Source organism: Pseudoxanthomonas spadix BD-a59, from assembly GCF_000233915.3.
GTDB classification, from domain to species: domain Bacteria; phylum Pseudomonadota; class Gammaproteobacteria; order Xanthomonadales; family Xanthomonadaceae; genus Pseudoxanthomonas_A; species Pseudoxanthomonas_A spadix.
Genome location: NC_016147.2, coordinates 1100406 through 1126879, shown reverse-complemented (window position 1 = coordinate 1126879; position 26474 = coordinate 1100406). Strand labels below are relative to the sequence as shown.

29 protein-coding genes and 2 pseudogenes are annotated in these 26474 nt (G+C 69.7%); 18 read left to right on the top strand and 13 right to left on the bottom strand.

The features are described 5' to 3' along the window. Nucleotides 1-4 precede the first annotated feature (4 nt). On the top strand, nucleotides 5-541 hold the full coding sequence (locus tag DSC_RS05060; RefSeq protein ID WP_014160062.1) for a DUF2007 domain-containing protein: 537 nt from the start codon (nucleotides 5-7) through the stop codon (nucleotides 539-541). 63 nt (nucleotides 542-604) lie between these two features. After that, on the top strand, nucleotides 605-1753 hold the full coding sequence (locus DSC_RS17400) for an RNA polymerase sigma factor (RefSeq protein WP_014160061.1): 1149 nt from the start codon (nucleotides 605-607) through the stop codon (nucleotides 1751-1753). 70 nt (nucleotides 1754-1823) lie between these two features. On the opposite strand, the gene DSC_RS15985 is transcribed toward DSC_RS17400, so the two are convergent. After that, nucleotides 1824-2348: an EF-hand domain-containing protein gene (locus DSC_RS15985; RefSeq protein ID WP_425476601.1), complete on the bottom strand. Its 525-nt coding sequence runs from the start codon at nucleotides 2346-2348 to the stop codon at nucleotides 1824-1826. A gap of 240 nt (nucleotides 2349-2588) precedes the next feature. Here DSC_RS15985 and DSC_RS05045 point away from each other — a divergent pair, with 240 nt between their 5' ends. Continuing rightward, nucleotides 2589-3323 carry an arginyltransferase gene (locus DSC_RS05045; RefSeq protein ID WP_014160059.1) on the top strand — a complete coding sequence of 245 codons (735 nt, stop codon included), beginning with the start codon at nucleotides 2589-2591 and terminating at the stop codon, nucleotides 3321-3323. Between the two features lie 204 nt (nucleotides 3324-3527). Further along, nucleotides 3528-4728: pseudogene (locus tag DSC_RS05040) on the top strand (endonuclease/exonuclease/phosphatase family protein). 70 nt (nucleotides 4729-4798) lie between these two features. On the opposite strand, the gene purT reads toward DSC_RS05040, so the two are convergent. Beyond that, nucleotides 4799-5998 (bottom strand): formate-dependent phosphoribosylglycinamide formyltransferase, encoded by a 1200-nt coding sequence (purT, locus tag DSC_RS05035; protein WP_014160057.1) that lies wholly within the window; start codon nucleotides 5996-5998, stop codon nucleotides 4799-4801. Nucleotides 5999-6041: 43 nt separating this feature from the next. Here purT and DSC_RS05030 point away from each other — a divergent pair, with 43 nt between their 5' ends. The 3 genes from DSC_RS05030 (at nucleotide 6042) to DSC_RS05020 (ending at nucleotide 7848) form a co-directional block, all read left to right on the top strand. Beyond that, a complete protein-coding gene (locus tag DSC_RS05030) occupies nucleotides 6042-6410 on the top strand; it encodes a hypothetical protein (protein WP_014160056.1) in 369 nt (122 codons plus the stop codon). Between the two features lie 10 nt (nucleotides 6411-6420). After that, a complete protein-coding gene (locus tag DSC_RS05025) occupies nucleotides 6421-7242 on the top strand; it encodes a M15 family metallopeptidase (RefSeq protein ID WP_014160055.1) in 822 nt (273 codons plus the stop codon). 174 nt (nucleotides 7243-7416) lie between these two features. Then, the gene (locus DSC_RS05020; protein WP_014160054.1) at nucleotides 7417-7848 is read left to right on the top strand and encodes a tetratricopeptide repeat protein; all 432 of its coding nucleotides are present in this window, start codon (nucleotides 7417-7419) and stop codon (nucleotides 7846-7848) included. Between the two features lie 73 nt (nucleotides 7849-7921). Here the strand turns inward: DSC_RS05020 and DSC_RS05015 are convergent. The 5 genes and pseudogenes from DSC_RS05015 to DSC_RS04995 form a co-directional block, all read right to left on the bottom strand. After that, nucleotides 7922-8116, bottom strand: a pseudogene (locus DSC_RS05015) (DNA-3-methyladenine glycosylase 2 family protein); the annotation flags it as partial. Nucleotides 8117-8127: 11 nt separating this feature from the next. Further along, nucleotides 8128-8499, bottom strand: a complete 372-nt coding sequence (locus DSC_RS05010; RefSeq protein ID WP_425476614.1) for a DUF423 domain-containing protein — start codon at nucleotides 8497-8499, stop codon at nucleotides 8128-8130. A 117-nt stretch (nucleotides 8500-8616) separates the two neighbouring features. Continuing rightward, on the bottom strand, nucleotides 8617-9822 hold the full coding sequence (locus tag DSC_RS05005; protein ID WP_014160051.1) for a polyketide cyclase: 1206 nt from the start codon (nucleotides 9820-9822) through the stop codon (nucleotides 8617-8619). Nucleotides 9823-10195: 373 nt separating this feature from the next. After that, the gene (locus DSC_RS05000; protein WP_014160050.1) at nucleotides 10196-10837 is read right to left on the bottom strand and encodes a response regulator; all 642 of its coding nucleotides are present in this window, start codon (nucleotides 10835-10837) and stop codon (nucleotides 10196-10198) included. Continuing rightward, nucleotides 10834-12066 (bottom strand): sensor histidine kinase, encoded by a 1233-nt coding sequence (locus tag DSC_RS04995; protein WP_014160049.1) that lies wholly within the window; start codon nucleotides 12064-12066, stop codon nucleotides 10834-10836. The genes DSC_RS05000 and DSC_RS04995 overlap by 4 nt, the downstream gene beginning before the upstream one ends. Nucleotides 12067-12224: 158 nt before the next feature. Between DSC_RS04995 and DSC_RS04990 the strand changes: the two genes are divergently transcribed. The 7 genes from DSC_RS04990 to DSC_RS04960 all read left to right on the top strand — a co-directional run bounded on the left by DSC_RS04990 (nucleotide 12225) and on the right by DSC_RS04960 (nucleotide 18178). Next, nucleotides 12225-12821 carry a GNAT family N-acetyltransferase gene (locus DSC_RS04990; RefSeq protein WP_014160048.1) on the top strand — a complete coding sequence of 199 codons (597 nt, stop codon included), beginning with the start codon at nucleotides 12225-12227 and terminating at the stop codon, nucleotides 12819-12821. Then, the gene (gene minC / locus DSC_RS04985) at nucleotides 12818-13570 is read left to right on the top strand and encodes a septum site-determining protein MinC (protein ID WP_014160047.1); all 753 of its coding nucleotides are present in this window, start codon (nucleotides 12818-12820) and stop codon (nucleotides 13568-13570) included. The genes DSC_RS04990 and minC overlap by 4 nt, the downstream gene beginning before the upstream one ends. Before the next feature lie 90 nt (nucleotides 13571-13660). Continuing rightward, nucleotides 13661-14470, top strand: coding sequence for a septum site-determining protein MinD (gene minD / locus DSC_RS04980; protein WP_014160046.1), 810 nt, complete (start codon nucleotides 13661-13663; stop codon nucleotides 14468-14470). 2 nt (nucleotides 14471-14472) lie between these two features. Then, entirely contained in the window at nucleotides 14473-14727 is a 255-nt protein-coding gene (minE, locus tag DSC_RS04975; protein ID WP_014160045.1) for a cell division topological specificity factor MinE, read from the top strand. A gap of 56 nt (nucleotides 14728-14783) precedes the next feature. Beyond that, on the top strand, nucleotides 14784-15308 hold the full coding sequence (locus DSC_RS04970) for a hypothetical protein (RefSeq protein WP_014160044.1): 525 nt from the start codon (nucleotides 14784-14786) through the stop codon (nucleotides 15306-15308). A 44-nt stretch (nucleotides 15309-15352) separates the two neighbouring features. Beyond that, nucleotides 15353-16021, top strand: a complete 669-nt coding sequence (locus DSC_RS04965) for a YrbL family protein (RefSeq protein WP_014160043.1) — start codon at nucleotides 15353-15355, stop codon at nucleotides 16019-16021. A 75-nt stretch (nucleotides 16022-16096) separates the two neighbouring features. Beyond that, nucleotides 16097-18178, top strand: a complete 2082-nt coding sequence (locus DSC_RS04960) for a M2 family metallopeptidase (protein WP_014160042.1) — start codon at nucleotides 16097-16099, stop codon at nucleotides 18176-18178. A 125-nt stretch (nucleotides 18179-18303) separates the two neighbouring features. Here the strand turns inward: DSC_RS04960 and DSC_RS04955 are convergent, their stop codons facing one another. After that, entirely contained in the window at nucleotides 18304-19317 is a 1014-nt protein-coding gene (locus tag DSC_RS04955; RefSeq protein ID WP_014160041.1) for an LLM class flavin-dependent oxidoreductase, read from the bottom strand. Between the two features lie 214 nt (nucleotides 19318-19531). Between DSC_RS04955 and DSC_RS15640 the strand changes: the two genes are divergently transcribed. Beyond that, nucleotides 19532-20608 carry a GGDEF domain-containing protein gene (locus tag DSC_RS15640; RefSeq protein WP_158308228.1) on the top strand — a complete coding sequence of 359 codons (1077 nt, stop codon included), beginning with the start codon at nucleotides 19532-19534 and terminating at the stop codon, nucleotides 20606-20608. 5 nt (nucleotides 20609-20613) lie between these two features. Here the strand turns inward: DSC_RS15640 and DSC_RS04945 are convergent, their stop codons facing one another. After that, nucleotides 20614-21354: a sulfurtransferase gene (locus DSC_RS04945; RefSeq protein ID WP_014160039.1), complete on the bottom strand. Its 741-nt coding sequence runs from the start codon at nucleotides 21352-21354 to the stop codon at nucleotides 20614-20616. Nucleotides 21355-21495: 141 nt separating this feature from the next. Here DSC_RS04945 and DSC_RS04940 point away from each other — a divergent pair, with 141 nt between their 5' ends. Then, complete coding sequence (locus tag DSC_RS04940; protein ID WP_083833593.1) at nucleotides 21496-21987, top strand: SRPBCC family protein; 492 nt, start codon at nucleotides 21496-21498, stop codon at nucleotides 21985-21987. 80 nt (nucleotides 21988-22067) lie between these two features. Here DSC_RS04940 and DSC_RS04935 read toward each other — a convergent pair whose 3' ends face one another. Continuing rightward, on the bottom strand, nucleotides 22068-22433 hold the full coding sequence (locus DSC_RS04935) for a DUF6164 family protein (protein WP_014160037.1): 366 nt from the start codon (nucleotides 22431-22433) through the stop codon (nucleotides 22068-22070). A gap of 74 nt (nucleotides 22434-22507) precedes the next feature. Here DSC_RS04935 and DSC_RS04930 point away from each other — a divergent pair, with 74 nt between their 5' ends. Continuing rightward, nucleotides 22508-22945 carry an FKBP-type peptidyl-prolyl cis-trans isomerase gene (locus DSC_RS04930; protein WP_014160036.1) on the top strand — a complete coding sequence of 146 codons (438 nt, stop codon included), beginning with the start codon at nucleotides 22508-22510 and terminating at the stop codon, nucleotides 22943-22945. Nucleotides 22946-22969: 24 nt separating this feature from the next. On the opposite strand, the gene DSC_RS04925 is transcribed toward DSC_RS04930, so the two are convergent. Beyond that, nucleotides 22970-23341, bottom strand: a complete 372-nt coding sequence (locus tag DSC_RS04925; RefSeq protein WP_148268089.1) for a hypothetical protein — start codon at nucleotides 23339-23341, stop codon at nucleotides 22970-22972. Between the two features lie 89 nt (nucleotides 23342-23430). Between DSC_RS04925 and DSC_RS04920 the strand changes: the two genes are divergently transcribed. After that, nucleotides 23431-24672 (top strand): TIGR03862 family flavoprotein, encoded by a 1242-nt coding sequence (locus DSC_RS04920; RefSeq protein WP_083833471.1) that lies wholly within the window; start codon nucleotides 23431-23433, stop codon nucleotides 24670-24672. A 280-nt stretch (nucleotides 24673-24952) separates the two neighbouring features. On the opposite strand, the gene DSC_RS04915 is transcribed toward DSC_RS04920, so the two are convergent. Both DSC_RS04915 and DSC_RS04910 read right to left on the bottom strand, forming a co-directional pair. Beyond that, the gene (locus DSC_RS04915; RefSeq protein WP_014160033.1) at nucleotides 24953-25567 is read right to left on the bottom strand and encodes an HD domain-containing protein; all 615 of its coding nucleotides are present in this window, start codon (nucleotides 25565-25567) and stop codon (nucleotides 24953-24955) included. Between the two features lie 136 nt (nucleotides 25568-25703). Further along, nucleotides 25704-26441 carry a hypothetical protein gene (locus DSC_RS04910; RefSeq protein ID WP_014160032.1) on the bottom strand — a complete coding sequence of 246 codons (738 nt, stop codon included), beginning with the start codon at nucleotides 26439-26441 and terminating at the stop codon, nucleotides 25704-25706. Nucleotides 26442-26474 lie beyond the last annotated feature (33 nt).

Below are 26474 nucleotides of genomic sequence, written 5' to 3'. Positions count from 1 at the left end.
CAGCATGCGCCAGATCTTCACCAGCCAGCGCGTGGAAACCGTCGAAGGGGTGGCCGAGCTGCTGCAACGCAACGGCATCGAGACCTACATCAGCAACGGCCGCTCCTACCAGGGCCGGCGCGGCAGCCAGTTCCGCTACTCCGAGCCGGTCGGCAAGCAGAAGCAGCCCACCGTCTGGGTGCGCCGCGCCGACGACCAGCCACGGGCACGCGAGCTCCTGCGCGAGCACGGCCTGCTGGGCAGCACCCGGCCCGGCCAGTCGCGCCTGCTGGAACCGGGCCAGTCCAACAATGCCGCCGACCGCAGGCGCCGCTGGGCCACGCGCATCCGCCTGGTACTGCTGGCGCTGGTCGTGGCGGCGGCAGGCTTCACCTTCCTGCGCCAGCGCAGCCTGCGCCAAGCGCCGCGGCAGCCAGCAGCGGCCGCTGCGCCGGCGCAGCGCCAGGCCGCTCCGCCGGATGCCGGCCTGAAGGAGGACGAGGAGCGCATCCGCCTCCCGACCGTGCCGCCGGCCCCGCCGGCGCCTGCTCCGCGGCGCTGACTCCGGTCACATCCGGCCTTGGCACGCGTCATGGAGGTCTGGCCCCGCCTGCGAACCGCTGCGATGAACGCCCTTCCGCTCGATGTCATGCTCCGCCAGGAGCTCTCCGCCGCCCGCCGCGGCGACACCGCCGCCTACGGCCGGATCGTGCGCGGCTGCCAGAACACCGTCACCGCCATCGCCCTTGCCATCACCGGCGACGTGGCTGCCAGCGAGGACATCGCCCAGGACGCCTTCCTTCGCGCCTGGCAACGGCTGGACCGGCTGAAGAACCACGACAGCTTCCTGCCCTGGCTGCGCCAGATCACCCGCAACCTGGCCCGCGACCACCTGCGTGCGCGTCGCCACGAGGCGATGACCGGGGAGGACGCCGAACTGGCCATCGCCATCGCCGCCGACCCGACGCCCGGCCCGGCCCAGCAGCTGCTGATCACCGAACAGGAAACCGCGGCCGCCGACATCATCGCCGCCCTGCCCGAGGACGCGCGCGAGACCCTGCTGCTGTACTACCGCGAAGGCCAGCGCTCGCAGCAGGTCGCGCTGCTGCTGGGACTGTCCGACGCGGCGGTGCGCAAGCGCCTGTCGCGGGCCCGCGAGACGGTGCGCAGCGAACTGCTGGCCCGCTTCGGCGAGTTCGCGCGCGACTCGACGCCGGCCGCAGCCTTCACCCTGCTGGTGACCAGCGCGCTGAGCGTGGCCGCCCCGCCGGCGGCGGCCGCCACGGCGCTGGGCATGGCCGGTTCGGTCGGCGCCAAGAGCCTGGGCAAGGTGCTGCTCGGTGGACTTGGCAGTATCGGCATCGGCGTCGCGGGCGCCTGGCTGGGCATCTGGTGGGGCCTGAAGCGCAACCTACGCGGCGCCCTCGATGACCGGGAACGCACCCAATTGCGACGCAGCGCAATGATCAACGCCGCGGTCACCGCCGCCTTCGTCCTGGCCATGTGCGCCTACGCCGCCTGGGGTGACGGCTGGCTGATTCCCACCGGGCTGTCGCTGGTGCTGTTCGCGGTCGTCGCCTACCAGGGCCTGGTGGTGGAGCCGCGGATCAAGGCGCGGCGCCATGCACTGGAAGCACGCCAGGATCCGATCAAGGCGGCGCGCTGTCGTCGGCGCGAACGGTTGTGGGCCTGGATCGGCTGCACGCTGGGCCTGCTGTGCGGCGGCGGCGCACTGCTCTACGGACTGGTCGCGCGCGGCCACCTGGCGTTTTGAGCTTGCGTTCCGACGCCTCGAGCCCCGCGCCGGCAAGGCGCGGGGCGGGCCTGAGCCCGGGCCAGAGGCATTACGGCCTGGCGGCTGGCGCCTCGCCTGCCGATGGCGGCGCACCCGGGCCACCCCGGCGATCCCGCATGCCCTTGCCCTCGTGCCGGCCGCCGTGCATCGACCGGTCCGGCTTGGCCGCGTCGAACTCGGCCTTGCTCAGCTGGCCATCCTTGTTGGTGTCGGCGTTGGCGAACCAGGCGTCGTGACGCTGCTTCATCCGCAGCTCACCATCGGCGCGATCAACCGAGCCATCCTTGTTGGCGTCCATCCTGGCGAAGTGCTCGGCGAACTTCGGATCGGCCTTGGCTTCCTCGGCGCTGATGCGGCCGTCCTTGTTGGTGTCCAGCTTGGCCATGCGCTCGCCGTGGCGCGGCGGCGACGGCGTGTTGGCATCCTGCGCGGCGGCGGAGGCCGCGCCGGCGCCCAGCACAGCGGCGATGGAGAAGGCGATCAGGGTCTTGCGCATCATGAGTGTTCCTTCAGGTCCGTGGCTGCTTGCCACTGCCAGGGAAAACGCTGCCGCGGCGGCCGGGTTGACCGCCACGCCGGCCGCGTTAAGACGGCGGTTAGCTGGGTCAAGGCATCGCCTGGCTGCACGACGCATGACATCGGCCGGCAGACGCGTGCCCCGGGCAGCACGCGCAGCGCGGGCGTCTCACCCGGGCGGACGGCGGCGCAGTATGCTGAAGGCCATGGCCATCTGCCTGCCCTGCCCGCCGATCCGTTTCCTGTCCCCCGCCCGCCCCGACGGGCGTGTCCGGGGCCGGTGCACGGAGCCAGGCGCATGAAGACCGATGCGTTCCCCCCGCGCGAGGACGTGCGCCTGTTCCACACCGGCGAACACCCTTGTGGCTACTGGTCCGACCGCATCGCGCGCGACCTGGTCCTGGATCCGCGCGACCCGCGCCTGCCGGCGTTCTACCCGACGGCGCTGTCCTGGGGTTTCCGCCGTTCAGGCGACCTGGTCTACCGCCCGCACTGTCGGGGCTGCCGCGCTTGCGTGCCGGTGCGCATTCCGGTCAGCCATTTCACGCCCGATCGCAGCCAGCGCCGCTGCGCCGCGCGCAACGCACAGGTGGAAGCGCGAGTGGCGCCGGCCGAACGCAGCGAGGAGCATCTGGCGCTGTATCGGCGCTATCTGACCAGCCGCCATGTCGGCGGTGGCATGGACGACCATGGCGCCAGCGAGTTCCAGCAGTTCCTGATCGGGCGCTGGTCGCAGACCCGCTTCCTGGAACTGCGCGAGGACGGACGCCTGATCGCGGTGGCCGTGACCGACCTGGTGCCCAACGCACTGTCGGCGGTCTACACCTTCTTCGACCCGGACCTGACCGCGCGCAGCCTGGGCACGCTGGCGATCCTGCGCCAAGTGGAATGGGCCCGCCGCGACCATCACCAGTACCTGTACCTGGGCTACTGGATCAACGGCCATCGCAAGATGGAATACAAGCGCAGGTTCAAGCCGCTGGAAGCCTTCGACGGGCGCAGCTGGGACGACATCGAGAAGGTGGTCGGCTGAAGGCGCGCAGGCCGGTCACAGGCGCACCCTAGTACCGCAACCCGAAGATATCGAAACGTGAAAGCGCGGCTTCAAGCCCAGGGCGGCGTTGCAAGCCTTGCCAAGGCGGCCTGCCTTGGCGGCAGCTTGCGCCTTGCCCTGGACTTGAATCCATCACTTTCACCATGTTCCGTTATCTCCGGGCTACGGTACTAGAATGTGGCCATGCGCCCACGACTTGCCCTGCTGTGCCTGATGGCCGCCTTCGCCACCGCCTCGTGCAGCAGCACCCCTGATGCCACTGCCAGCGCGCCGCTGCGTGTGGCCACCTACAACACCTCGCTGTATTCGGACCAGGCCGGTTGGCCTGATCGCCGAGCTGGAAGGCGACAGCGGCCATGCGCGCAAGATCGCCGCGGTGCTGCAGCAGGTACGGCCGGACCTGGTGCTGCTCAACGAGTTCGATTACGACCAGGCCCATCGCGCGGCCGACCTGTTTCAGCACAAGTACCTGGAAACCCCGCAACCCGGCGGCAGCGAACCCCTGCGCTATCCGTATCGCTACCTGGCGCAGGTCAACACCGGCGTGCCCAGCGGCCTGGACCTGGACAACAACGGCCGCATCGGCGGCAGCGGCCGCGATGCCGGCAACGATGCCTGGGGCTACGGCCTGCATCCGGGCCAGTACGGGATGCTGGTGCTGTCGAAATATCCGATCGACCCGGCCGCCGTGCGCAGTTTCCGCCTGCTGAAATGGTCCACTGTGCCCGGCGCGGTGAACCCGATCGATCCGCGCACCGGCCGGCCCTGGTACGCGGCCGCGGCCTGGGCGCAGCTGCGGCTCACGTCCAAGTCGCACTGGGACGTGCCGGTGCAGACACCCGGCGGCCTCGTGCATTTTCTGGTCTCACATCCCACCCCGCCGGTGTTCGACGGGCCAGAAGACCGCAACGGCCATCGCAACGCGCAGGAAATCGCCCTGTGGCGACATTACCTGGACAATGCGCCCGATGCGGCCTGGCTGTGCGATGACGCCAGCCGCTGCGGCGGGCTCGAGGCAAACGCCAGGTTCGTCATCGCCGGCGACCTCAACAATGACCCCATCGATGGCGATGGTCACCACGCCGCCATCATCGAATTGATGGAACACCCGCGCATGCTGCGTCATCCCGCGCCGACCAGCGCCGGCGGCGCCGAGACCGCGCGCGCCTACGCGGCCAGAGGCCTGCTGCGCAAGGGCGCGCCCGAACAGGTCACCGGCGATTTCGGCCCGAAATCCGGCGCGATGCGGCTGGACTATGTGCTGCCGTCCACTGGCCTCGAATACGTGGGCGGCGGCATCTTCTGGCCTGCCTCGACCGATCGGCACGCACCGATCGCCGACGGCAGCGACCATCATCTGGTCTGGGCCGAGCTGGCGTTCTGACTCGGGTGCCTGCCGCCGCGCCGAGCAGACGCCCGCCAGGCGTGTTCGGCCTGAAGGGTGAAGTGAACCGTTACTCCAGGCGGATCTGGATCGCCGCTGCCGCCTCGCGCGCCCTGGCGCGCGCCTGCTCGATGTCCGCGCCGCGGGCCAGGGTCACCCCGACCCGGCGCTGGCCTTCCACGCGTGGCTTGCCGAACAGGCGCAGCGCGGTGCCGGGCGCGGCCAGGGCCGCCTCCACGTTGGCGAACACCGGCACGCCATGCCCTTGCGCCAGCATCGCGCACGACGCGGACGGGGCGATCGCAGCGATCACCCCGCCATCGCCGGCACCCACTGGCAGGCCCAGGATCGCGCGCGCGTGCAGGGCGAACTCGCTCAGATCCTGCGAGACCAGGGTGACCAGGCCGGTGTCGTGCGGGCGCGGCGAGACCTCGGAGAACCAGACCTGGTCGCCCTTGACGAACAGCTCCACCCCGAACAGGCCGCGCCCGCCCAGCGCGTCGGTGACCGCGCGTGCGATCTGCTGCGCGCGCGCCAGCGCGTCCGGGGTCATCGGCTGCGGTTGCCAGCTTTCGCGGTAGTCGCCGTCCTTCTGCCAGTGACCGATCGGATCGCAGAAGCTGGTGCCGCCGACATGGCGCACGGTCAGCAGGGTGATCTCGTAATCGAAGTCGATGAAGCCCTCGACGATGCAGCGCCCGGCGCCGGCACGGCCGCCGGTCTGCGCGTACGCCCACGCCGGACCGATGTCGGCCTCGCTGCGCAGCGTGCTCTGGCCCTTGCCCGAGGACGACATCACCGGCTTGACCACGCACGGCAAGCCGATCGCGGCCAGCGCGTCGCGATACTCGGCTTCGCTATCGACAAAGCGATACGGCGAGGTCGGCAGGCCCAGGGTTTCGGCGGCCAGCCGGCGGATGCCTTCGCGGTCCATGGTCAGGCGCGCGGCGCGTGCGGTGGGAATGACGTGCAGGCCGGCGTCGCGCTCCAGCGCGACCAGGGTCTCGGTATGGATGGCCTCGATCTCCGGCACCACCAGGTGCGGTTGCTCGGCGGCGATCAGCGCGCGCAGCACGGCCGGATCGAGCATGTCCAGCACCTGGCTGCGGTGGGCGACCTGCATGGCCGGCGCGTCGGCATAGCGGTCGGCGGCGATCACTTCCACGCCGAAACGCTGCAGCTCGATGGCCACTTCCTTGCCCAGTTCGCCCGAGCCCAGCAACAGGACGCGGGTGGCGGAAGGCGAGCGCGGCGTGCCGAGCGTGGTCATGGCGGTGCTTCAGGGGCAAAGGGGCAGCCATTCTAGCTAGCCAGTGGCCGGCTACATCCCTGGTGCCCAGTCGCTCCAGGTCGATGCGCAGGGCATCGCCATGCGATCCACGTTCTTCCGCACCCAGGTGTCCATTGCCCAGCTGCAGCTGGATCAGGCACGCGTGGTGGACCTGGCCGAACACACCAAACTGCGCTCGCTGCGCAAGCTGCGCGGCCATGGCCTGCCGGGTTTTCGCAGCGGCTGGTATCGGCTGCGCAACCGGCGCAAGGCCTTCGTCGCCACCGCCGACAGCCGCCTGCTGCTGTGGCTGCCCAGCAGTGCCGGGCACGGCCTGCTGCTGGACGTGCGCGATCCCAACGGCCTGCTGCGTCGGTTGCGTGAGCTGGCCGCACACCCGCACCCGCGCTAAAGTGCAGGCGATGCCGGTCCGCTCGACCTTCGCCAACGCCCGCACCCTGCTCAACACCGCCGAGGTCGAACTGTGGCCCGCCGGCCTGCTGCGTGCGCGCAGCAGCGCCGATGCACGCGCCCTGGCCCGCGCCAGCCGGGTGCTGCGGCGCAAGGACGATGGCCGTTACCTGGCCGCGGTGCTGCCCGAAGGCCTGGTCGGCCTGGTTCCCGGCTGGAGCCGCAGCGTCGGCATGGACGATGCCCTGGACCGGCTGGAAGCGGCCCAGGCGCGCGGGGCACCCATCGATCCCGATCTGTCCGGCGTCCTGCCCCTGCATGGCCTGCGCCGCCGCCTGGATCACCTGGGCCTGGACGCGGACGATTACGCCGCCCGCACCGGCCTGGTCCTGGTCGCCGAACCGGCCACCCTGGCCCTGGCCGGGTTCGACCGCTACCGCCGCCCGCTGTGGCTGACCCGCGCGGCCGGCCGCGCCTGGCAGGCGATGCGCCAGGCCGCGGCCGGTGACCAGATCGCCCTGGAGGCCATTTCCGGCTATCGCAGCCACGCCTACCAGCTCGGCATTTTTCAGCGCAAGCTGGAACGCGGCCAGCCCCTGGCCCGGATCCTGACCGTCAACGCCGCCCCCGGCTACAGCGAGCACCACGCCGGCACCGCCCTGGACATCGGCACGCCCGGCCAGCCGCCGGCCGAGGAATCGTTCGAAACCACTGCTGCCTTCGCCTGGCTGCAGGCCAACGCCACGCGCTTCAGCTTTTACATGAGTTATCCGCGCGGCAATGCGCATGGCATCATCTACGAACCCTGGCACTGGCGCCACGGCGGCCGCTGACCTGCCGCGCGCGGCTGTCGCCCCCACGCGGGCATCGGCTACCCTTGCTGCGCGCTTGGCCGACCAAAGAACGACGGCGCTCGAACCTTCCCCCATCCGGCGCAGCCGCTGCCCTCGCACGAAGGCAGCCACGCGCCCGCTCTGGCGCCCGGCGCGCCGACAGAGGCCACCTCCTTGCAATCGATCCAACCCCTGCTGCAGTCCTTGAACACCATTACCTGGCTGCTGGTCTTCATCAGCGCCGGAATCCTGGTCATGTCGGTCTGTTTCGTGATCCTGGTGGTCAACGTGGTCAGCGTGATGCGCGAGAACCGCAGCAGCCGCCGCGGTGACCTGCGTGAGACCGAACTGGACGACCTGCTGGCCTCGGGCCAGAGCAAGGCGGCCAAGTTCTCGGCCACCGAATGGATCGCCCTGGAACCGCGCCGGCCCGAGGCGCACTGGGCCCTGGCCAAGGCGCATTACCAGCTGGGCGAACTGGCCGAAGCCAAGCAGGTGCTCAACGAGCTGCTGAAGATTGCCCCGGAAGAGGATTATCGGGTCGATGCCTGGCTGGAACTGCTGGAAACCGAGTTCTCGGAAAGACGCCCCAAGCCGGTCAACTGACCACGCCCCAGGCGCCCGGCTCCGGCGTGCAGCCCAGCTGCCGCCAGGATCAACCCTGCGAGCGGCTGGTCGGGGCGGCGGCCTTGCCCGAGAGCTGCTGGAACAGGATCGCCCGGGCCAGCGCATCGACCGGGTCGAAGGTCCCGCGCCAGCGCGGCTCGGCCTGGATCACGCCGATGCGCCTCATACACGCGCCCAGCTTGCGGTCGCACCTGGCCAGGTGGTCCCAGGCCGCGGCGGTATCGAATCCGCGCGCGTGTCGGGCCACGGCCGGCGATCCTAACGACGCAGTGCGTCGACGGCCCAGAGCAGCCAGGCCAGCATCATCGCCACGCCACCGGCCGGCGCCAATGCGCTGGAGGCACCAGCCAGGTGATGCAAGGCAATGCTGCCGGAGAACGCCAGCGTCCCCACCAGCAGCAGGCGCAGGGCCCATTGGCCCAGCGCACGCCGTGCGCGTGGGGCCAGCGCCGCCAGCGCGATCCCGTGACCGAAGGCATACAGGCAGGCACTCTGCAGGGCCGCCTGGACCTTGGGATCAGGTACCCCGTGCGCGGCGTAGGCGGCCAGCCCGATCGCCACGGCGCACAGTACCGCCCCGATCGCGGCCAGCGGAGAAACAGTAGAGGTTCGGCGCTCGATCATGCACAGGTGCCTGCTCTGGAGGCCCGGCGCTTCGCGGGGGGCCTGGAACGAAAACGCCGCGCCTTCGACGGTGCGAAGGCGCGGCGCGGATGATCAACTGCGCGTTGCGTTGCGCGTGGCCGGTCAGTACTTGATGGCCCAGTAGAGGGTGTAGGTGGCGCTTGCGTCGGTGAATGGCTTGTCCACGCCACTGTTCCAGGTTTCATACGGACGGTCCTGCATCGCGTGGCCATTGGTCATCGCCCAGGCACGCAGGCCGTTGCGAGCCGCTTCCAGCTCGGACATGTAGCCGGTGTACCTGGCGGTGGCGGCCTGCTGGGGCTCGGTGCGCTGGTAGGTAACCGGGGTGCCGGCGACCTTGACCTGCAGTTCGGGCGCATCGGTGGCCGTGGCCTGCTCCGGTGCCGGCGCAGGTTCGGCTGCAGTGGCGGCCTTGTCACCGGTCTTGCTGGCCTCATCCGCCCCGGCGGCCCCGGTCTTGGGACCGCTGCCCTTCTTGCGCACCGGCTGGGCCAGATCGAAGGTGTAGGTCTGCGAAGCCAGCTCGGTGGTGATCAGACGGAACGGACCGGCCGGCTCCAGGTCGTTGGACTCCATCACCCGCTTGATCCACTCCTGGTTGGACAGGATCGACTTCTTGATCGCATCGTTGCTGCGCTCGACACTGCCGGCGCTGACCACCAGCAGGTTCTCAGCAGGCACCTGGGCGATCTTCAGGTCGGTCAGCTTGCTGCCTTCGACGCGGTAGTCGAAGTTGGGGATGGTGGCCAGGTTGGTGCTCAGCTTGGCCAGGCTGGCGTCCAGCGAGTCGCCGATCTGGCTCTTGATGTACATGCCCAGGAAGCGGCCGTAGATGTTCCAGCCGTAGTCCACGTCATAGGTCTGGGTGATGCGCACGTTGCGGCCGCCCTTGCCGGTCGGGGTCAGGGTGATGACGCTGACCTTGTTGCGGCCCGGGGCGCCGTCGCTGATGGCATAGGTCACCTCGGCCTTGCCGCCGCCGGCCGGCGGGGCCTGACTGTCGGTGATTTCCCAGCTGCCCTTCTCCCAGGCGGCGACCACCGGCGAGGTGAACTCGACCCTGGCACCCTTGCCCACGTTGCCCTCGGCGCCGCCGGAATAGCGCAACAGGGCCGGGTCACCCGGCAGCATCAGGCTCCAGTCCTTGAGGCGGCGCACGTTGTTCACCGTGTCGTACACGATGGTCATCTTGCGGTTGCTCTCCACGCTTCCTTCGAGATGGCGATGCGACGGCAGGACCACACCGATGACCAGGAACAGCGCCAGGACCAGCGCCAGGGCGATCAAAATCTCGAGAAAACGGGACATTCAGCGGTCTCCGGGGCCGGTGACAGGCCATGGTTAAGGGCAGGCAAGTGTCCAATCGTAGCAGGCTTGGAACGGCGCGGTCAGCCAAAAACTGCGCTTGAATCATCGCGTTGGGGTGACAAAACGAAGTCTTAACAGACCAGCACGAAACAAGTCCTCTCCTGCCCTGCCAAGCCGGCATCCTCGCCAGCTTGACGCCTGGTCATGACCGGAAAATGCCGCGCCGAGCGGCCTGCACCGATGCGGTCCCGGGACGCGCGCCACGTGCCGCCATGGCCCGCAACCTGGCGCCGCGGAGCGGGGGCGGAAACAGCGACTGCCGCCCGGCCGCGCCGGCCGGTTCCAGCGCCCCGGCTGGCGGCTGCGCCCGGGGTCAGACGAGCTGCAGCTCGAAGGCCTTGAGCACCGCGCGGGTGCGGTCGCGCACGCCCAGCTTGGACAGGATGTTGGACACGTGGTTCTTGATCGTGCCCTCGGCCACGCCAAGGGAGTTTGCGATTTCCTTGTTCGAGAAGCCCGAGGCCATCAGCCGCAGGATCTCGGTCTCGCGGTCGGTCAGCGGATCGGGACGGTCCAGGCTGAAGAACTCGTTGCGCATGTGCTCCAGCCCCGACAACAGGCGCTGGGTCACCGCCGGCTGAACCAGCGAGCCGCCATCGGCCACCGCACGGATCGCACCGACCAGTTGCTCCAGCGACACATCCTTGAGCAGGTAGCCCCTGGCGCCGGCCTTGAGCCCGGCCAGCACCAGCTGGTCGTCGTCGAAGGTGGTCAGGATGATGCTGGGCGGCAGCTGCTGCAGCCGGGCCAGGGCCTGCAAGGCCTCCAGGCCGGACATCACCGGCATGCGCATGTCCATCAGCACCACATCCGGCTTGAGCTGCGGAATCAGCTCCACGGCCTGGCGGCCATCGGCCGCCTCGCCCACCACCTCGATGCCATCGTCCAGCGCCAGCAGCGAGCGGATGCCCTGGCGTACCAGGTTCTGGTCGTCGACCAGGCAGACGCGGATCATGCGGTGTCTCCAGAAGAAGTCGTGATCTCGGCCGGGATCGCCGGCGCAGGCAACAGCGGATCGTCGCTGGCCGCCGGCAGGCGCAGGCTCAGGCCGAAGCCGGTGCCCTGGCCGGTATCCAGCTGCAGCTGGCCGCCGTACTGGCGCAGACGCTCGCGCATGCCACGCAGGCCGTTGCCGGCGACCAGCTCGCCCACGCCGCGGCCGTCATCGCGGGCTTCCATCAACAGATCGCCCCCCTCGCGGCGGCAACTGATCCACAGGTTGTGCGCACCGGCATGGCGCACGGCATTGGTGATGATTTCCTGGGCGCAGCGCAACAGCACGTGGGCGCGCTCGGGATCCTCCAGGGTCAGCGGCTCATGCAGGTCCAGGTGGATGTCCAGCGAGGGGACGTGTTCGGCCAGCGGCCACAACGCGGCGGCCAGGTCGATCGAGCCGGACTCGCGCAGCTGGCTGACCGCCTCGCGCACGTCGGTCAGCAGCAGCCGGGCCAGGGTATGGGCCTGGCGGACGTGCTCCCGGGCGCGACCTTCGCTGATGTGACCGGCCACTTCCAGGTTCAGGCTCAGCGCGGTCAGGTGATGGCCCAGCAAATCGTGCAGCTCGCGCGAGATGCGGGTGCGCTCGTTGACCCGCGCGCTTTCGGTCAGCAGCACCCGGGTGGCCCGCAGTTCGGCGTTCAGACGGCGCTGTTCCTCGCGGGCCTGAGCCTGCTGGCGGGCCACGTAGGCGGTGACCAGCACGAACGCGGCAAAGCCCACGTAGAAGGACGACTGGAACACCGACTCCCACAGATTGAAATCCTCGCGGGCCATGAACGAGGGCACCAGCGGCACGTGGGCGAACATCAGCCACAGCACCGCCCAGCGCAGCTCCAGCATCCACGGCAGCACCCCCGCCACCACCACCAGCAGCAGTGCGCCCAGGCCGGTCTGGGTGTAGAAGCCGACCGCCACCGCCGCCGAGATCATCACCAGCAGCAGCGCCACGCTGCCCGGGCTGGGATGCTGCGGCGGGCGTTCGTGCAGGGTGCGGGTGGCCAGCCAGTAGCACAGGCCGAAGGCCAGATAGGCGCCCAGCGCCATTGGCAGGTTCAGTCCCTGGCCCTGCGTTCCGCGCGAAGGCGGCAGGAACCAGACGTTCAGAATGATGGGAATGCCCACCATCGCCCAGGTGTAGAGCCCGGCGGCGCGCAACAGTCGGGTATGGGCGATGGGTCCGAACATGCCGGCATCTTACGTGCCGCGGCCACCGCGCGACCTGAGTCCGAAGTCATGCCCGCCACGCGCCCGGGACGCGACCGGCCGCCCGCAGCTGGGGCCGCCCATGCGATAATCGGCCCGGTTCCGGCGCTGCCGGGGCGCAGTTTCATGGAGCAAGCCCGATGTCGATCGTCATCCGCGATGTGCGCGAGCACGAGCTGGATTCCGTCCTGGCCCTGAACAACAACGCAGGCCTTGCGATCCTGCCGCTGGACAGCGCACGCGTGCACGATTTCTTTGAACGTGCCGAGTATTTCCGCGTCGCCGAGCGTGATGGCAACCTGGCCGGGTTCCTGGTCGGTTTCGGCTCCGGCGCCGGCCACGACAGCAGCAACTACGCCTGGTTCCAGGAGCGTTACCCCGATTTTTTCTATATCGACCGCATCGTGGTGGCCAGCCGCCGCCGCGGCGGCGGCGTGGGTCGTGCGTTCTACGCCGACGTGCAGAGCTACGCCGAGCTGCGCTACCCGCAGCTGGCCTGCGAGGTGTTCCTGGACCATGGCGCCGATCCGGCCCTGCTGTTCCATGGCAGCTTCGACTTCCGCGAGGTCGGCCAGCACGTCATGCCCGGTGTGCAGGTCCGCGCCAGCATGCTGATGAAGGAGCTGTGCAGCTATCCGTGGGTGCTGGAAACCTACCGCGGCCAGCTGCCCGACACGGCCTGGACCCGCCCGCGCCGGTTCACCCCTGCCAGCGCCAAGCGGTCCACCGGCACATGAGCACGCCTTCCCCTGCCAGCAGCTACGAGCAGGCTGGCGAACTCAAGATCGGCCAGGTCGGCGTGGCCAACCTGCGCGTGCGCACGCTGGACGTGGAGGCGCTGGTGGGCGAGATGCGCGCGCGGGTCGAGCGCGCGCCCAGGCTGTTCGGGCGCGCCGCGGTCATCATCGATTTCGGCGGGCTGATGCAGACGCCCGAGCTGGCCACCGCGCGCGCGCTGCTGGAAGGCTTGCGCGCGGCCGGCGTGCTGCCGGTCGCGCTGGCCTACGGCACCTCCGAGATCCAGGCCCTGGCCGAACAGCTCGGCCTGCCGCTGCTGGCCAAGTTCCGCGCCCAGTACGAGCGCGGCGAACCGGCCGCTGCCCCGCCGCCGGCCCCGGTGCCGGTCGCCGCACCCGAACCGGCCAAGGCCACCGTGCAGCCGGGTCTGGTCCACAAGACCGCCGTGCGCTCGGGCCAGCAGCTCTACGCCGAACAGCGCGACCTGACCGTGCTGACCGCGGTGGGTGCCGGTGCGGAAGTGATCTCCGACGGCTCCATCCACATCTACGGCGCGCTGCGCGGGCGTGCGCTGGCCGGCGCCCAGGGCAACCAGGACGCCCGCATCTTCTGCAGCGCCTTCCATGCCGAACTGGTCGCCGTGGCCGGGCACTACAAGGTGCTCGACGACGTCCCGCGCGCGCTGCACGGCAAGGCCGTGCAGGTGTGGCTGGAAGACGGGCAACTGAACATCGCCGCGCAGGACTAGGCGCGCGGCATTGGCGGCCCGGCGTTTGCCGAGGCGCTCCACGCAACATGGCAAGGCTCCACCGCACACCACTTCCCCAGGAGAACACCATTGGCTGAGATCATCGTCGTCACGTCCGGCAAGGGCGGCGTAGGCAAGACCACCACCAGCGCCAGCATCGCCTGCGGCCTGGCCCGGCGCGGCAAGAAGGTGGCCGTCATCGACTTCGACGTCGGCCTGCGCAACCTGGACCTGATCATGGGCTGCGAGCGCCGGGTGGTATACGACTTCATCAACGTCACCCAGGGTGAGGCCACGCTCAGGCAGGCCCTGATCAAGGACAAGCGCTTCGACACGCTGTTCGTGCTGGCCGCCTCGCAGACCCGCGACAAGGACGCGCTGAGCAAGGAAGGGGTGGAGAAGGTGCTCAACGACCTGGACGCGGACGGCTTCGACTTCATCGTCTGCGACTCGCCGGCCGGCATCGAGAAGGGCGCGTTCCTGGCCATGTACTACGCCGACAAGGCGATCGTGGTGGTCAACCCGGAAGTGTCCTCGGTGCGCGATTCGGACCGCATCCTGGGCCTGCTCGATTCCAAGACCCGCCGCGCCGAGCAAGGCAAGACGCTCATGCCCAACCTGCTGCTGACCCGCTACAACCCGGCACGGGTGGAAACCGGCGAGATGCTCTCGGTCAAGGACGTGGAGGAAGTGCTGGGCCTGAAGACCATCGGCATCATCCCCGAGTCCGGCGACGTGCTCAACGCCTCCAACAAGGGCGAACCGGTGATCCTGGACCTGGAATCGCCGGCCGGCCAGGCCTACGACGATGCGGTCGCGCGGCTGCTGGGCGAAGACCGTCCGATGCGCTTTACTTCGGTTGAAAAGAAAGGCTTCTTCAGCAAGCTCTTCGGGGGTTGAGCATGGGCATGTTCGATTTCCTCAAGGCCAAGAAGAACACCGCCGAGACCGCCAAGAACCGCCTGCAGATCATCATCGCGCAGGAACGCAACCAGCGTGGCGCACCGGATTACCTGCCGCTGCTGCAGCGCGAGCTGCTGGAGGTGATCAAGAAGTACGTCAACGTCGACGCCGACGCGGTCAAGGTCGACCTGCTCAAGGAAGGTGACCACGACGTGCTGGACATCTCGGTGGCCCTGCCCGACGGCAAGGCCTGACCACCGGCGCGGGGCCGCGCGCCTGCGCCCATCCGCGTCTCGCCCATCCGCCCGCCATGTCCAGCCAGACCACCCTTGCCTTGGATGATTCCACCCCGCCGGCGCCGGGCAGCGATGCCGCAGCGCTGACCGTGCTGCGGGTGCGCGAGCTCGAATTCGCGACCCTGGCCGCGCTGCTGGCGCGCTTCGGACTGGTGCTGCATCGGGTGCCCGATGGGGTGCCGATCCCGGGCAGCTTCTGGGGCGATCCGGAAGCGGGCGTGATCGCGCACAACGTCTACGTGCGCGGCGACACGCCGCTGCACTCGATGCTGCACGAGGCCTGCCACCTGATCGTGCTCACGCCCGAGGCGCGCGCACTGGTGCACACCGATGCGACCGATTCGGACATCGAGGAAGACGCCACCTGCTACCTGCAGGTGGTGCTGGCCGACGCGTTGCCGGGCGTGGGCCGGGCGCGGCTGATGGCCGACATGGACGCCTGGGGCTACTCGTTCCGCATGGGCTCCACCCAGGCCTGGATGACGCACGATGCCGATGACGCACGCGCCTGGCTGGCCCAGCGCGGCCTGCCGCATTGATCCGGCGGCGGGCTTCACACTGACACCGGCGTGAGGGGACGCGCATGAGCACCCAATCCGGCCCACGCCCCGGCGATGCCTGGCAGCACATGACCGTGATCGGCTGTGGCGCCAACCGCGTGTGCGTGATCGATCGCCGCAACACCCGGCAGTGCCTGAAGTTCATGCTGCCGGCCGGCCAGCGCAGCCGGGTGGGCCTGCGCCAGCGGCTGCAGCGCTGGCGGGCCGCGCGCAAGCCGCAGCATGACGAAAACCACGCCGAACTGCGCGCCTGGCTGCAGCTGTCCGCACGCCTGCCGGCCAGCGAGCTGCAGGCGCACATGGCCACGGTGCTGGGCATCCTCCCCACCGCCTATGGCCCGGCACTGTGCTGCGAGCGGATCACCCTTGCCGATGGCACGCCCGCACCCAGCCTGTATGCGCTGCTGTTCGAGCAGCCGCAATATCCGGCGCAGGTGCTGTGCGCGGCAGTGGATGCTTTCGAAGACTGGCTGCTGCGCCATCGCATCGCGCTGTTCGACCTCAATGCCGGCAACCTGCTGGTGCTGCCCAGTGACGCCGGCGTGCGCCTGGTGTGCGTGGATGCCAAGTCGATCGTGGCCGGCAAGGAGCTGGTGCCGCTGGCGCGCTGGTTCAACACCCTGGCCCGGCGCAAGATCCGACGCAGGGCCCAGCGCCTGCGCGAACGCATCCGCGCCGCCCTGCCCGCCTGAGCCATTGGACAGCGCCCTTGCGGCGCGCCGGGCGCTTCTCTAGCCTGCGGGCAGCACCCTGCCAGGAACCCATTCGTGAAGCCACGCCACCTCGTGTTTGCCACCGCCGCGTGCCTGTCGCTGGCGGGCCTGTCCGGCTGCGGTTCGGACCAACCAGCCACGCCGGATGGCGTACCACCGGCGCCGAAGGGCGAGACCGCCGAGGAATTCGTCGAGCGCATCAATACCGGACTGCGCGCCCAGTCGCCCGAGCTCAATGCGGCGCAGTGGCTCTCGTCCACCTACATCAACGATGACAGCCAGCGGGTGGCGTCCAGGGCCAACGAACGCGCGCTGACCCAGCTCAATGCCTGGATCACCCAGTCGCGGCGTTTCGAGGGCAAACAGATGCCGCCGCAGACCGCACGTGCGATCCAATTGCTCAGGCTGATGACCGCCATGCCCGCGCCGCAGGATCCGCAGAAGCTGGCCGAACTCACCCGCATCGCCACCCAGATGGAAGGCATGTATGGCGCCGGTACGTACTGTACCGGCGAAGGTCAGGCACGCAGCTGCCGTCAACTGGGCGCGCTGGAAAGCGTGCTGGCCAGCAGCCGCGACTACGACGCCCAGCTCGACGCCTGGCAGGGTTGGCATTCGATCGCCCCGCCCATGCGCGAGCGCTACACGCGCTTTGTCGCCCTGGTCAACGAAGGCGCGCAGGACATGGGCTTTGCCGATGCCGGCGAGCTGTGGCGCAGTGGCTACGACATGGCCCCGGGCGAAGTGGCCGCCGAGACCAATCGCCTGTGGAGCCAGGTCAAGCCACTCTACGAGCAGTTGCATTGCTACGCGCGCGGCAAGCTGGAAGCGCACTACGGCATGCGCGGCCAGGTCGATGGCGGGCTGCTGCCGGCGCATCTGCTGGGCAACATGTGGCAGCAGGACTGGAGCAACCTGTGGGACCTGCTGCAGCCCTACCCCGAGGCGGGCAGTCTGGACATCACCGGCGCGCTGCAGGCGCTGGACGATGCGCAGTACGAAAAGACGCTCAAGACGGCCGCACTTGCGCCGGAGGATCCGTTCGAGGGCGCGCGCGATGCCGCCTACACCGCACAGCTGCAGGCGCTTGGCCACGACCCCGACGATGCCGAACGCACGCGCCTGAACCGCCTCGCCTACGACCAGGCCATCGCCCGCGTCGCCGACCTGCGCCGCGCCGCCGCCCTGGCCGGCGCCAAGGCCATGGCCGCCCGCGCACAGGACTTCTACACCTCGCTGGGCATGCCGTCGCTGCCGAAGAGCTACTGGCAGAAGTCCCAGTTCATCAAGCCGCGTGACCGCGAGGTGGTCTGCCATGCCAGTGCCTGGGACATGGACATGACCGGCGACGTGCGCACCAAGATGTGCATCGAACCGGATGAGGAAAGCTTCACCACGCTCTACCACGAACTGGGCCACCTCTATTACGACCTGGCCTACAACAGCCAGCCGCCGGTGTTCCAGGGCGGGGCCAACGACGGCTTCCACGAAGCCATCGGCGATACCATCGTGCTGGCGATGACGCCCAGGTACCTGGCGTCCATCGGCCTGGTCAAGGACGCGCCCACCGGCGAACAGGCGCTGGTCAACGCCCAGATGCGCATGGCCCTGTCCAAGGTCGCCTTCCTGCCGTTCGGGCTGATGATCGACCGCTGGCGCTGGGGCGTGTTCGACGGCTCGATCACGCCGGAGCACTACAACAGCGCCTGGTGGCAGCTGAAGGCGCAGTACCAGGGCGTGGCCCCGGCAACACCACGCGGCGAGGAATACTTCGACGCCGGCGCCAAGTACCACGTGCCGGGCAACACGCCCTACACGCGCTACTTCATGGCCCACATCCTGCAGTTCCAGTTCTACAAGGCACTGTGCGATGCCTCCGGCCATACCGGTCCACTCAACCAGTGCAGCTTCTATGGCAACAAGCGCGCCGGCCAGAAGTTCTGGGCGATGCTGCAGAAAGGGTCCAGCCAACCCTGGCCGGACACGCTCAAGGGCCTCACCGGCAGCGACAGGATGGACGCCGCGCCGATGCTCGAATACTTCCAGCCGCTTGATGCGTGGCTCAAGCAGCAGAACGAAGGCAAGACCTGCGGCTGGAGCGCGCCGGCTGCCAGCCAGCGTTCGCCGCGGCCCTGACCTCGGCTTGCCCGACCTCGGCTTGGCCGGCGCCGGTCACCCCGGCGCCGGCAGCGACAGCCAGCTTCAATGGGATCGGCCGCGCCCGGCCAGCGCGTTGACCACGGCCGCTGGCATGGCCCGGGTCAGGCCGCAGCGGCCTGGGCCATGGCCTCGGCAGCGATGCGGTAGGACTTCACCCGCGCGGCGTGCTCGTAGATGTTGGCCGCGATCATGATCTCGTTGGGGCGATGACGTTCGATGAAGGCCGCCAGGCCGGCGCGCACGGTCTGCGGGGAACCGACCACGCTGCAGGCCAGCGCGTTCTGCACGCCCGGTTTTTCGTGCGGCTGCCAGAAGTTCTCGATGTCCTCGATCGGCGGCGGAAGCAGCCCCGGGCGCCCCCGGCGCAGGTTGACGAAGCTCTGCTGGACGCTGGTGAACAGGCGCTGGGCCTGCGCATCGGTGTCGGCGGCGATCACGTTCAGCGCCAGGATCGCGTACGGCTGCTGCAGACGGCGCGAGGGCCGGAAATCGCGGTGGTACACCATCAGCGCCTGATCCATCGCGTCGGGCGCGAAGTGCGAAGCAAAGGAAAACGGCAGACCCAGCTGCGCGGCCAGGGTGGCGCTGAACAGGCTGGAGCCCAGCAGCCAGACCGGCACCTCCAGGCCCGCCCCGGGCACGGCCTGGACCAGCTGGCCGGGCTGGACCGGGTCGAAATAGTGCAGAAGTTCGGCCACATCGGCCGGAAACCGGTCGGCGCCGTCGAAATAGCGGCGCAGCGCGCGTGCGGTGGCCTGGTCTGTGCCCGGCGCCCGGCCCAATCCCAGGTCGATGCGGCCCGGATACAGGGTGGCCAGCGTGCCGAACTGCTCGGCCACCTGCAGCGGTGCATGGTTGGGCAGCATCACCCCGCCCGAACCGACCCGGATGGTCGAGGTGCCACCGGCCACATACCCGATCAGGACCGCGGTGGCGGCGCTGGCGATGCCGGGCATGTTGTGGTGTTCGGCCAGCCAGTAGCGCGCGTAGCCCAGGTGTTCGGCGTTGCGCGCCAGGTCCAGGGTGTTGGCGAAGGCCTGGGCCGGCGTGCTGCCTTCGCAGACAGGCGCCAGGTCCAGCACGGAATAGGGAATCTGGGGGATCGATGTGTTCATGGCCTGGACATGGGGGCTGGCGAGGCGGCTTCCAGCCCCACCAGCGCGATGCTGTTTTCAGCCCAGCAGCACACCCCCGGCGCCGTCGCTGCCCATGGGCCGGACGGGCGCACCCGATGAACCGGCACGCAGCCGACGGTGGCCAGCGGCGGGTTCACCGCCCGTCACCTGCCTTTTGGCTATGGTGGGCGCGTCGAATCAGGGGCGACAGGGAATGGGGTGGTTGAACGGCCGGGTCGATGACCTGGCACTGGAACAGCGCAAGGAGCTCATCGCCCAGCAGCGCGCGCAATCGCGGCGCTACCTGGTGATCCTGTTCCTGGCCATGCCGTTGCTGTTGCTGATCGGCGCGATCGGCGAGCTGCTGCGCGACGCGCCATACGCCTGGCGGCTGTTGCCCTGGCGCATCGCGCTGGCATTGGCCAGCGCCGGGCTGGCGGTCGCGATCCGCCGCGGTCGGGTCAGCGATGGTGTCTCGGCCGGGCTGGCGGTGCTGGGCATCGGCCTGATCAGCGTCGGCCTGGTCCTGGACACCCGGGCCGGACCTGCGCACCTGAGCCTGGTTCAGGTGGTGGTGATGCTGCTGGCGATGATGGTCCTGCCACTGACCATCCGTGTACGCAGCACGATCGGCATGGTCGCAGTGCTGGTCCTGCCGCTGCTGTGCCCGCTGGCCTGGCGGCAGCAGACGCCGGCGGCATGGTGGAGCGCGCTGGCCATGGTCGCGCTGGGCGTGGCGGCCGGGCTGCTCCTGCGCCGCGAGCGCCTGCAGATCGCGCTGGAGCTGTTCCAACTGCGCCGCCAGCTGGAGCTGCGCGCAGACCTGGACATGCTGACCGGACTGTTCAACCGGGAGGGCTGGTTCCGCAGCGCGCGCGAGGTCTTCACCCTGACCCGCAATGCGCGCAGGCCGTTGTCGCTGGCCTACCTGGACCTGGACCACTTCAAGCAGATCAACGACGACTTCGGCCATGCCGCCGGCGATGTGGCCCTGGCCGCGGTCGCCGACATGATGCGCCGGCACAGCCGCCGCCAGGACGTGGTCGGGCGCCTGGGCGGCGAGGAATTCGTGCTGCTGATGCCCGGGGTCAACGAACAGGCGGCCGTGCAGCTGGTCCAGGCCCTGTGCGAAGCGGTGCGCAGGGTGCCGGCGCCGCGTGCGATCACCTTCAGCGCCGGCGTCTGCCAGGTGCGGATCACCGAAACCCTGGAGGCGGCGATGCGCCGGGCCGATCACGCCCTGCTGCAGGCCAAGCGCGAGGGCCGCGACCGGGTGCTGCGCGCCAGCTGAAGGGTTCAGTCCTGCGGCGCGACCGGCGACAGGTCGGGCCTGAGCGCCACGCGCTGGTCGAACACGAAGCACGCGCCATCGTAGTGACGCCCGCCGACCTGCTCGAAGTAGCCCAGGATCCCGCCTTCCAGCTGCAGCACGTTGGCCATGCCGGTGTCGCCCATCCACAGCGCGGCTTTCTCGCAGCGCACCCCGCCGGTGCAGAAGCTGACCACGGTCGCGCCGGCCAGCGCGGGGCGATGTGGCGCCAGGGCGTCCGGAAGCTGGGTGAAATCGGTGATCGGCAGGGTCAGCGCGCCGACGAAGCTGCCGTGGCCGACTTCCTCCTCGTTGCGGGTGTCCAGCAGCGCGACCGGCCTGCCTGCGTCGTCGCAGCCCTGGTCCAGCCAGCGCGCCAGGTCGTGCGGCGACACCGCCGGGGCGCGCCCGCGCCCGAGCGGGGCGGTGCCGGCGTGGCCGAAGGTGATGATCTCCGGCTTGACCTTGGCCTTGAGCCGGGCGAAGGGCACCGTGGCGCTGTGGCTTTGCTTGGCCTTGAGCGTGGCAAAGCGCGGATCGGCCCGAAGCTGGTCCAGGAACCCGCGCAGCGCCGTCGGTGCGCCGGCCAGGAACAGGTTCAGCCCTTCCGGTGCCACCAGGAGCGTGCCGCGCAGGCCGGCGGCGGCCGCGCGCGCATGCAGCGCATCGGCCAAGGCGCGCGGGTCGTCGATGGCGACGAAATGGTAGGCGGCAATGTTCAGGACCATGCCGCGCATTCTAGCCACCCGCCCCGGCGCGGGACCTGACGCTCACCGCGCCAAATAACGCAGTTGCGCCGCCGCGCGCATCTGGGCAGCCTGTGCATCCCCTTGCCTTCTTCGCCGGCGGCCATCCCGCAGGCCGCCGCCATGACCGAGACCGCCGCGCCACCGCAGATCGTCCTGACCCGCCACTACGCGGCCACCCCCGAGCGCATGTTCGACGCCTGGCTGACCCCGCACACGCTGGGCATGTGGATGTTCGGCCAGGTCGCCGACGAGCGCGTGCTGGGGCTGGATATCGACCCGCGCGTGGGCGGGCGCTTTTCGCTGCGGGTGGAACGCGGCGGCAGGGTCATCCACCACGTGGGCCGGTTCCTGCGGCTGGTGCGCCCGGAGTTGCTGGAGTTCACCTGGGGGATGGCCGACGACGGCGAAGACCCGCTGAGCGTGGTGCGGCTGGAGCTGACCGCAGCCGGCGACTATTGCCGGCTCAACCTGACCCACACCCTGGACCCGCGCTGGGCCGCCTCCCTGGAGCGCACCCGGCAGGGCTGGAACACGCTGCTGGACGCGCTGGGCGAACTTTTTCCCGACTTCCGCGGCAGGCGCCCGGGCGCCGCACACCCGGGCGCAGGATGAGCGCCAGCTGTTCGCACGTGCAGGCCCGGAAGCAGCCGGGCGCGTGCGACCAGCCCGGGCCAGCAGGCGCCGCGGCCCGGTCAACGCAGCAGCCACCACGGCAGCGCCAGGGTCACCACCACGATCACCACGATCGCCACCAGCACGCCGACCACGTACAGCGGCCGCGCGCGCAGCTGGCTGGCGAAGCTCTCCGCCTTGCCGTCCCGGCGTGCCTGTTGCGCCGCGGCCCGCGCCGTGGCAGCACGGCCGGCCTGATAATCGGCCATCAGCGCCCTGGCCCGTGGCAGCTGCGCATCGTCTTCCAGCCAGATGCCGCCGTGGCTGATGCCCCAGCTGCTGGGCATGGTCTCGTAGAAGGCCAGCTGTTCGCGCCTGAGCCAGGCGCGGATCTCCTCGGCCTCATCGTCGGGGACATTGCGCAGGTTGAGCAGGAGCTTGGCCATGGAGCACAGGATAGCCGCCCGCGCCCGCCGGCCCTGCTACCGTGTCGCGCTTGACCTGGATAGAGGAGCGCGCGATGCGCCTGTGGACCCCCCTTGTGCTGGCGCTTGCGCTGGCCGCCTGCACCCCGGCCAAGCCGCCGGCCGAACTGCACGGCAGCGTGGCGAAGCTGCAGATCAACGACATCGCCCCCGGCACCGGCGTGGTCGCCACCACCGGCAGCGCCGTCACCGTGCACTACACCGGCTGGATCTATGACGACACCAGGCCGGACAGGCGCGGCGAGAAGTTCGACAGCTCGGTCGAGCGCGGCGAACCGTTCACCTTTGCGCTGGGCGGCGGCCGCGTCATCAAGGGCTGGGACCAGGGCGTGGCCGGGATGAAGGTCGGCGGCAAGCGCACCTTGCTGATTCCGGCCGAGATGGGCTACGGCGATGCCGGCGCCGGTGGCGTGATCCCGCCCGGCGCCTCGCTGGTGTTCGACGTCGAACTGCTGGATGTCAAGGCGCCTTGAGGCGCAGCGCCGTACTCGGGATCGTCAACACACGATCAAAAACACCGTACGCACGAAGCAGATTGTCGTTCCCGCGAAAGCGGGAACCCAGTGCCCTGGCACATTCAAGTTCAAGGCACTGGATCCCCGCCTTCGCGGGGATGACGACTGTTGGCAGCAGACCGGCTGTGGGGATTTCAGAATCGACGTCAACCCGTCCTTGACGATGGCCGCCGCGATGCCGGGCACCTCCAAGGTCTCGCGCGCCTGGTCCACGCAGGCATCGAAATCCTGCAGCTGCGCCGGCAGCGGCGCGACGTCCTGCGCCGGGAGGGCGGGCACGCCGCCCAGCAGGCCGGCCGCGAGCAACGCTCCGGCAAGGGTCGGCAGCACGCGCATCGGGTTCCCAGGTTTCATCGAAGACAGGATAGGCGCGCACGACCGCCGCACGCGGCGTGGCCCGGGGCCTGCCATCGGTCATGCGCGCGCGGCTCCATAATGCTGCGATGTCCGCAACACCTACACCCGGCCCCACCCTGGCCATCGTCGGCGGTGGCCCGGCCGGCCTGATGGCCGCCGAAACCGCCCGCGCCGCCGGCCTGTGCGTCGATCTGTACGAGGCCAAGGGCTCGGTCGGGCGCAAGTTCCTGATCGCCGGCAAGGGCGGCATGAACCTGACCCATGCCGAGCCGCGCCCGGGTTTCGATGCGCGCTATCGCGAACGTGCAGGTGAAGTGGGCGCGTGGCTGGACGACTTCGACGCCGGCGCCGTGCGCGCCTGGGCTGCGGGCCTGGGCGTGCAGACCTTCGTCGGCAGCTCGGGGCGGGTGTTCCCGACCGACCTGAAGGCCGCGCCGCTGCTGCGCGGCTGGGTGCGCCGGCTCAAGGACCAGGGCGTGCGCTTCCACGTGCAGCATCGCTGGACCGGCTGGGACCAGGACGGCGCGCTGCGCCTGGAGACGCCCGATGGCCCGCGCAGGGTCAGCGCCGATGCCACCGTGCTGGCGCTGGGCGGAGCGAGCTGGCCGCAGCTGGGCTCCGATGGCGCCTGGCAACCCTGGCTGGCCGCGCGCGGGGTGGCGGTGGCGCCGTTGAAACCGGCCAACTGCGGCTTCGACATCGCCTTCAGCGCGCACATGATCAGACACGCCGGCGCGCCGCTCAAGCCGGTGGTCGCACACTGGCGCGATGCAGGCGGCCAGGCCCATGCGCAGCAGGGCGAATGCGTGCTGACCGAGACCGGAATCGAAGGCAGCCTGATCTACGCCATCGCCCCGGACCTGCGCGCGGCGATCGAGCGCGATGGCCATGCACTGCTGGAACTGGACCTGGCCCCGGGCCGCGACCTGCAGCGCTTGGTGAGCGAGCTGTCGCGTCCGCGCAGGGGCCGCTCGGTCGGCGAGCACCTGCGCCGCGCGAGCGCGATCGAAGGGGCCAAGGCAGCGCTGGTGTTCGAGGCCACCGATGCCGCGGCGCGGCATGATCCTGCGCAGCTGGCGGCGGCCATCCATCGCCTTGCGCTGCTGCTGCAACGCGCAAGGCCGCTGGCCGAAACCATCAGCAGCGCCGGAGGCGTGCGGCTGGAGACGCTGGATGGGGCATTGATGTTGAAGCTGGTGCCGGGCGTGTTCTGCGCCGGCGAGATGCTCGACTGGGAAGCGCCGACCGGCGGCTACCTGCTCACTGCGTGTCTTGCCAGCGGCCGCCGCGCCGCGAAGGGCGCGACGGCTTGGCTGCAAGGCCTGTAAAACAAGCGTTTCAAGGCCGGATTGGTCGTCCGCACGGGCCGGAAGGAAGTTCGACTTCAACCCCGGCGGGAGCGGACGTGGGCGCATCATGGGGATCAAACTGTTCAATCCCGGTGACACGGTCGGGTCGGGTGAATGACAGCATTCAGGCGCACCACGCCAAGCCCTGCAATCACAGGGAAAATCGGTGACAGACCGTTGGAAGGAACGTGGGGACCAAGCGCGATCATGCTGCCGCGCAGCAACAGGCCGCCATTGGGCACCCTGCTCCGGGGCGTGTTCAAAACCGCCAGAAACCGCGCGTGACCCGGCGCAGGTTCGCGCGTGCGGCCGCATCCAGCCGCGCATGGAAGAAGTCGCTGAGATAGATGCGTTCGCGTGCCAGCAGCCCCTTGAGAAACCGGCGCCGCCTGCGCCGGAAGATCCAGCCCGGTGCCACCGGCCGGTATTCGCGCGCGATCCCCGCATCGTAGGCATCGAACACCGCCGGCGCCGCTGCCAGGATCGCCATGTCGCAATCCAGGAACAGCGCGGCCTCTTCATCCACCTCCTGGCGGCCGATCGCCCCGTGGCGCGCGGTCAGTTCGATCAGCTGCACCACCCGATCGATGTCGATGCCTTCGTCGGGCAGCCAGCGGCCGATCTCCTGGCGGGCCAGCTGCGCCGAACGGGCCTCGTTGTCGCCGCGCCCGGCCTGATGGATCGCGTCGTGGTACAGCACCGCCAGCTGCACCTCGCGCGGCTGGCGCCAGCCTGGCCCTTGCGCCACTTCGCGGTAATGGCGCAGCACTTCGGCCACGTGGTCGAGGGTGTGATAGGCCCGCGGCGGCGTTGCGTAGGCCGCCTCCAGCGCATCGCGCTGGCCGTCGGGAAGCGCGAAATCGTCGGCGTGCATGGGCGGTTCCTGGTCCGGCGGCCAGCCTACACCGCGGCGGCCGGCCCGCGCCGCGAGCGCGTTTAGCTGGGCTTGTGCGTTGTAACCGTTTCCGTGCAAAAAGTGCGGGAAACAGGGGATTTGGCGGCGTCTGCTCTCATCCGGGATTCATCGGCGCCTGCAATAAATGCACACCTTCCACCAAGCCGGTACACCACCGGGGCACATGACGATGTACAGCTTCCACCCCCTCGTCCCACGCGTACTGGCGATGGCGATCTGCGCCTCGATGCTGCTGGCCAGCGTGACGCCGCTGCGGGCCCAGGACAAACCCGAGGGCCGTGGCGCGATGATGCGCGAGCGCATCGAACAGTCGCGCCAGAAGCAGGAAAACGCCCGCGACCAGCCGCAGGAGCAACGCCCGCAGCGCGATGACCAGCGCGCGCAGGCCGGGCAACGTGCCCAGCAGCAGCGTGCCGAACAGCAGCAACACGATCGCCAGGACCAACGGCGTGCCCAGGCGCAACAGCGCGCCGAACAGCAACGCCAGCAGGCCGGGCAACGCAATGCGCAGCGCGAGGACGCCATCCGCGTCCAACGGGAACAGCGCCAGCAGCAGCAGGACAACCAGGACGGACAGCGCGCCCAGGCGCGGCAGCAGGCCGAACAGATGCGCCAGCAGTCCGAACTGCGCGACCAGCAGCGCGGCGACCAGCTGCGCGGAATGCGCCAACGCAACGCGCAGCAGCAGGCCCAGCGCCAGCAGGCCGCCGCGCAGCACCAGCGTCGAGGGGACGACCCGCGCGAGGCCTTGCTCCAGCAGCGGCGCGACCAGCAACAGCAGCGCGACGACCACCGCGCGCAGGCCCAACGCCAGCAGCAACTGGCCGAGCAACGGCGGGGTCGCCGGCAGGAGGACGGCCGCGCC

Excerpts from the sequence above, each read along its gene's own strand:
- DSC_RS05060 (WP_014160062.1), top strand. The coding sequence starts at position 5 with ATGCGCCAGATCTTCACCAGCCAGCGCGTGGAAACCGTCGAAGGGGTG.
- DSC_RS17400 (WP_014160061.1), top strand. The coding sequence starts at position 605 with ATGAACGCCCTTCCGCTCGATGTCATGCTCCGCCAGGAGCTCTCCGCC.
- DSC_RS05045 (WP_014160059.1), top strand. The coding sequence starts at position 2,589 with ATGAAGACCGATGCGTTCCCCCCGCGCGAGGACGTGCGCCTGTTCCAC.
- purT (WP_014160057.1), bottom strand. The coding sequence starts at position 5,998 with ATGACCACGCTCGGCACGCCGCGCTCGCCTTCCGCCACCCGCGTCCTG.
- DSC_RS05025 (WP_014160055.1), top strand. The coding sequence starts at position 6,421 with ATGCCGGTCCGCTCGACCTTCGCCAACGCCCGCACCCTGCTCAACACC.
- DSC_RS05005 (WP_014160051.1), bottom strand. The coding sequence starts at position 9,822 with ATGTCCCGTTTTCTCGAGATTTTGATCGCCCTGGCGCTGGTCCTGGCG.
- DSC_RS05000 (WP_014160050.1), bottom strand. The coding sequence starts at position 10,837 with ATGATCCGCGTCTGCCTGGTCGACGACCAGAACCTGGTACGCCAGGGC.
- DSC_RS04995 (WP_014160049.1), bottom strand. The coding sequence starts at position 12,066 with ATGTTCGGACCCATCGCCCATACCCGACTGTTGCGCGCCGCCGGGCTC.
- DSC_RS04990 (WP_014160048.1), top strand. The coding sequence starts at position 12,225 with ATGTCGATCGTCATCCGCGATGTGCGCGAGCACGAGCTGGATTCCGTC.
- minC (WP_014160047.1), top strand. The coding sequence starts at position 12,818 with ATGAGCACGCCTTCCCCTGCCAGCAGCTACGAGCAGGCTGGCGAACTC.
- minE (WP_014160045.1), top strand. The coding sequence starts at position 14,473 with ATGGGCATGTTCGATTTCCTCAAGGCCAAGAAGAACACCGCCGAGACC.
- DSC_RS04970 (WP_014160044.1), top strand. The coding sequence starts at position 14,784 with ATGTCCAGCCAGACCACCCTTGCCTTGGATGATTCCACCCCGCCGGCG.
- DSC_RS04965 (WP_014160043.1), top strand. The coding sequence starts at position 15,353 with ATGAGCACCCAATCCGGCCCACGCCCCGGCGATGCCTGGCAGCACATG.
- DSC_RS04955 (WP_014160041.1), bottom strand. The coding sequence starts at position 19,317 with ATGAACACATCGATCCCCCAGATTCCCTATTCCGTGCTGGACCTGGCG.
- DSC_RS15640 (WP_158308228.1), top strand. The coding sequence starts at position 19,532 with ATGGGGTGGTTGAACGGCCGGGTCGATGACCTGGCACTGGAACAGCGC.
- DSC_RS04945 (WP_014160039.1), bottom strand. The coding sequence starts at position 21,354 with ATGGTCCTGAACATTGCCGCCTACCATTTCGTCGCCATCGACGACCCG.
- DSC_RS04940 (WP_083833593.1), top strand. The coding sequence starts at position 21,496 with ATGACCGAGACCGCCGCGCCACCGCAGATCGTCCTGACCCGCCACTAC.
- DSC_RS04935 (WP_014160037.1), bottom strand. The coding sequence starts at position 22,433 with ATGGCCAAGCTCCTGCTCAACCTGCGCAATGTCCCCGACGATGAGGCC.
- DSC_RS04930 (WP_014160036.1), top strand. The coding sequence starts at position 22,508 with ATGCGCCTGTGGACCCCCCTTGTGCTGGCGCTTGCGCTGGCCGCCTGC.
- DSC_RS04925 (WP_148268089.1), bottom strand. The coding sequence starts at position 23,341 with ATGAAACCTGGGAACCCGATGCGCGTGCTGCCGACCCTTGCCGGAGCG.
- DSC_RS04920 (WP_083833471.1), top strand. The coding sequence starts at position 23,431 with ATGTCCGCAACACCTACACCCGGCCCCACCCTGGCCATCGTCGGCGGT.
- DSC_RS04915 (WP_014160033.1), bottom strand. The coding sequence starts at position 25,567 with ATGCACGCCGACGATTTCGCGCTTCCCGACGGCCAGCGCGATGCGCTG.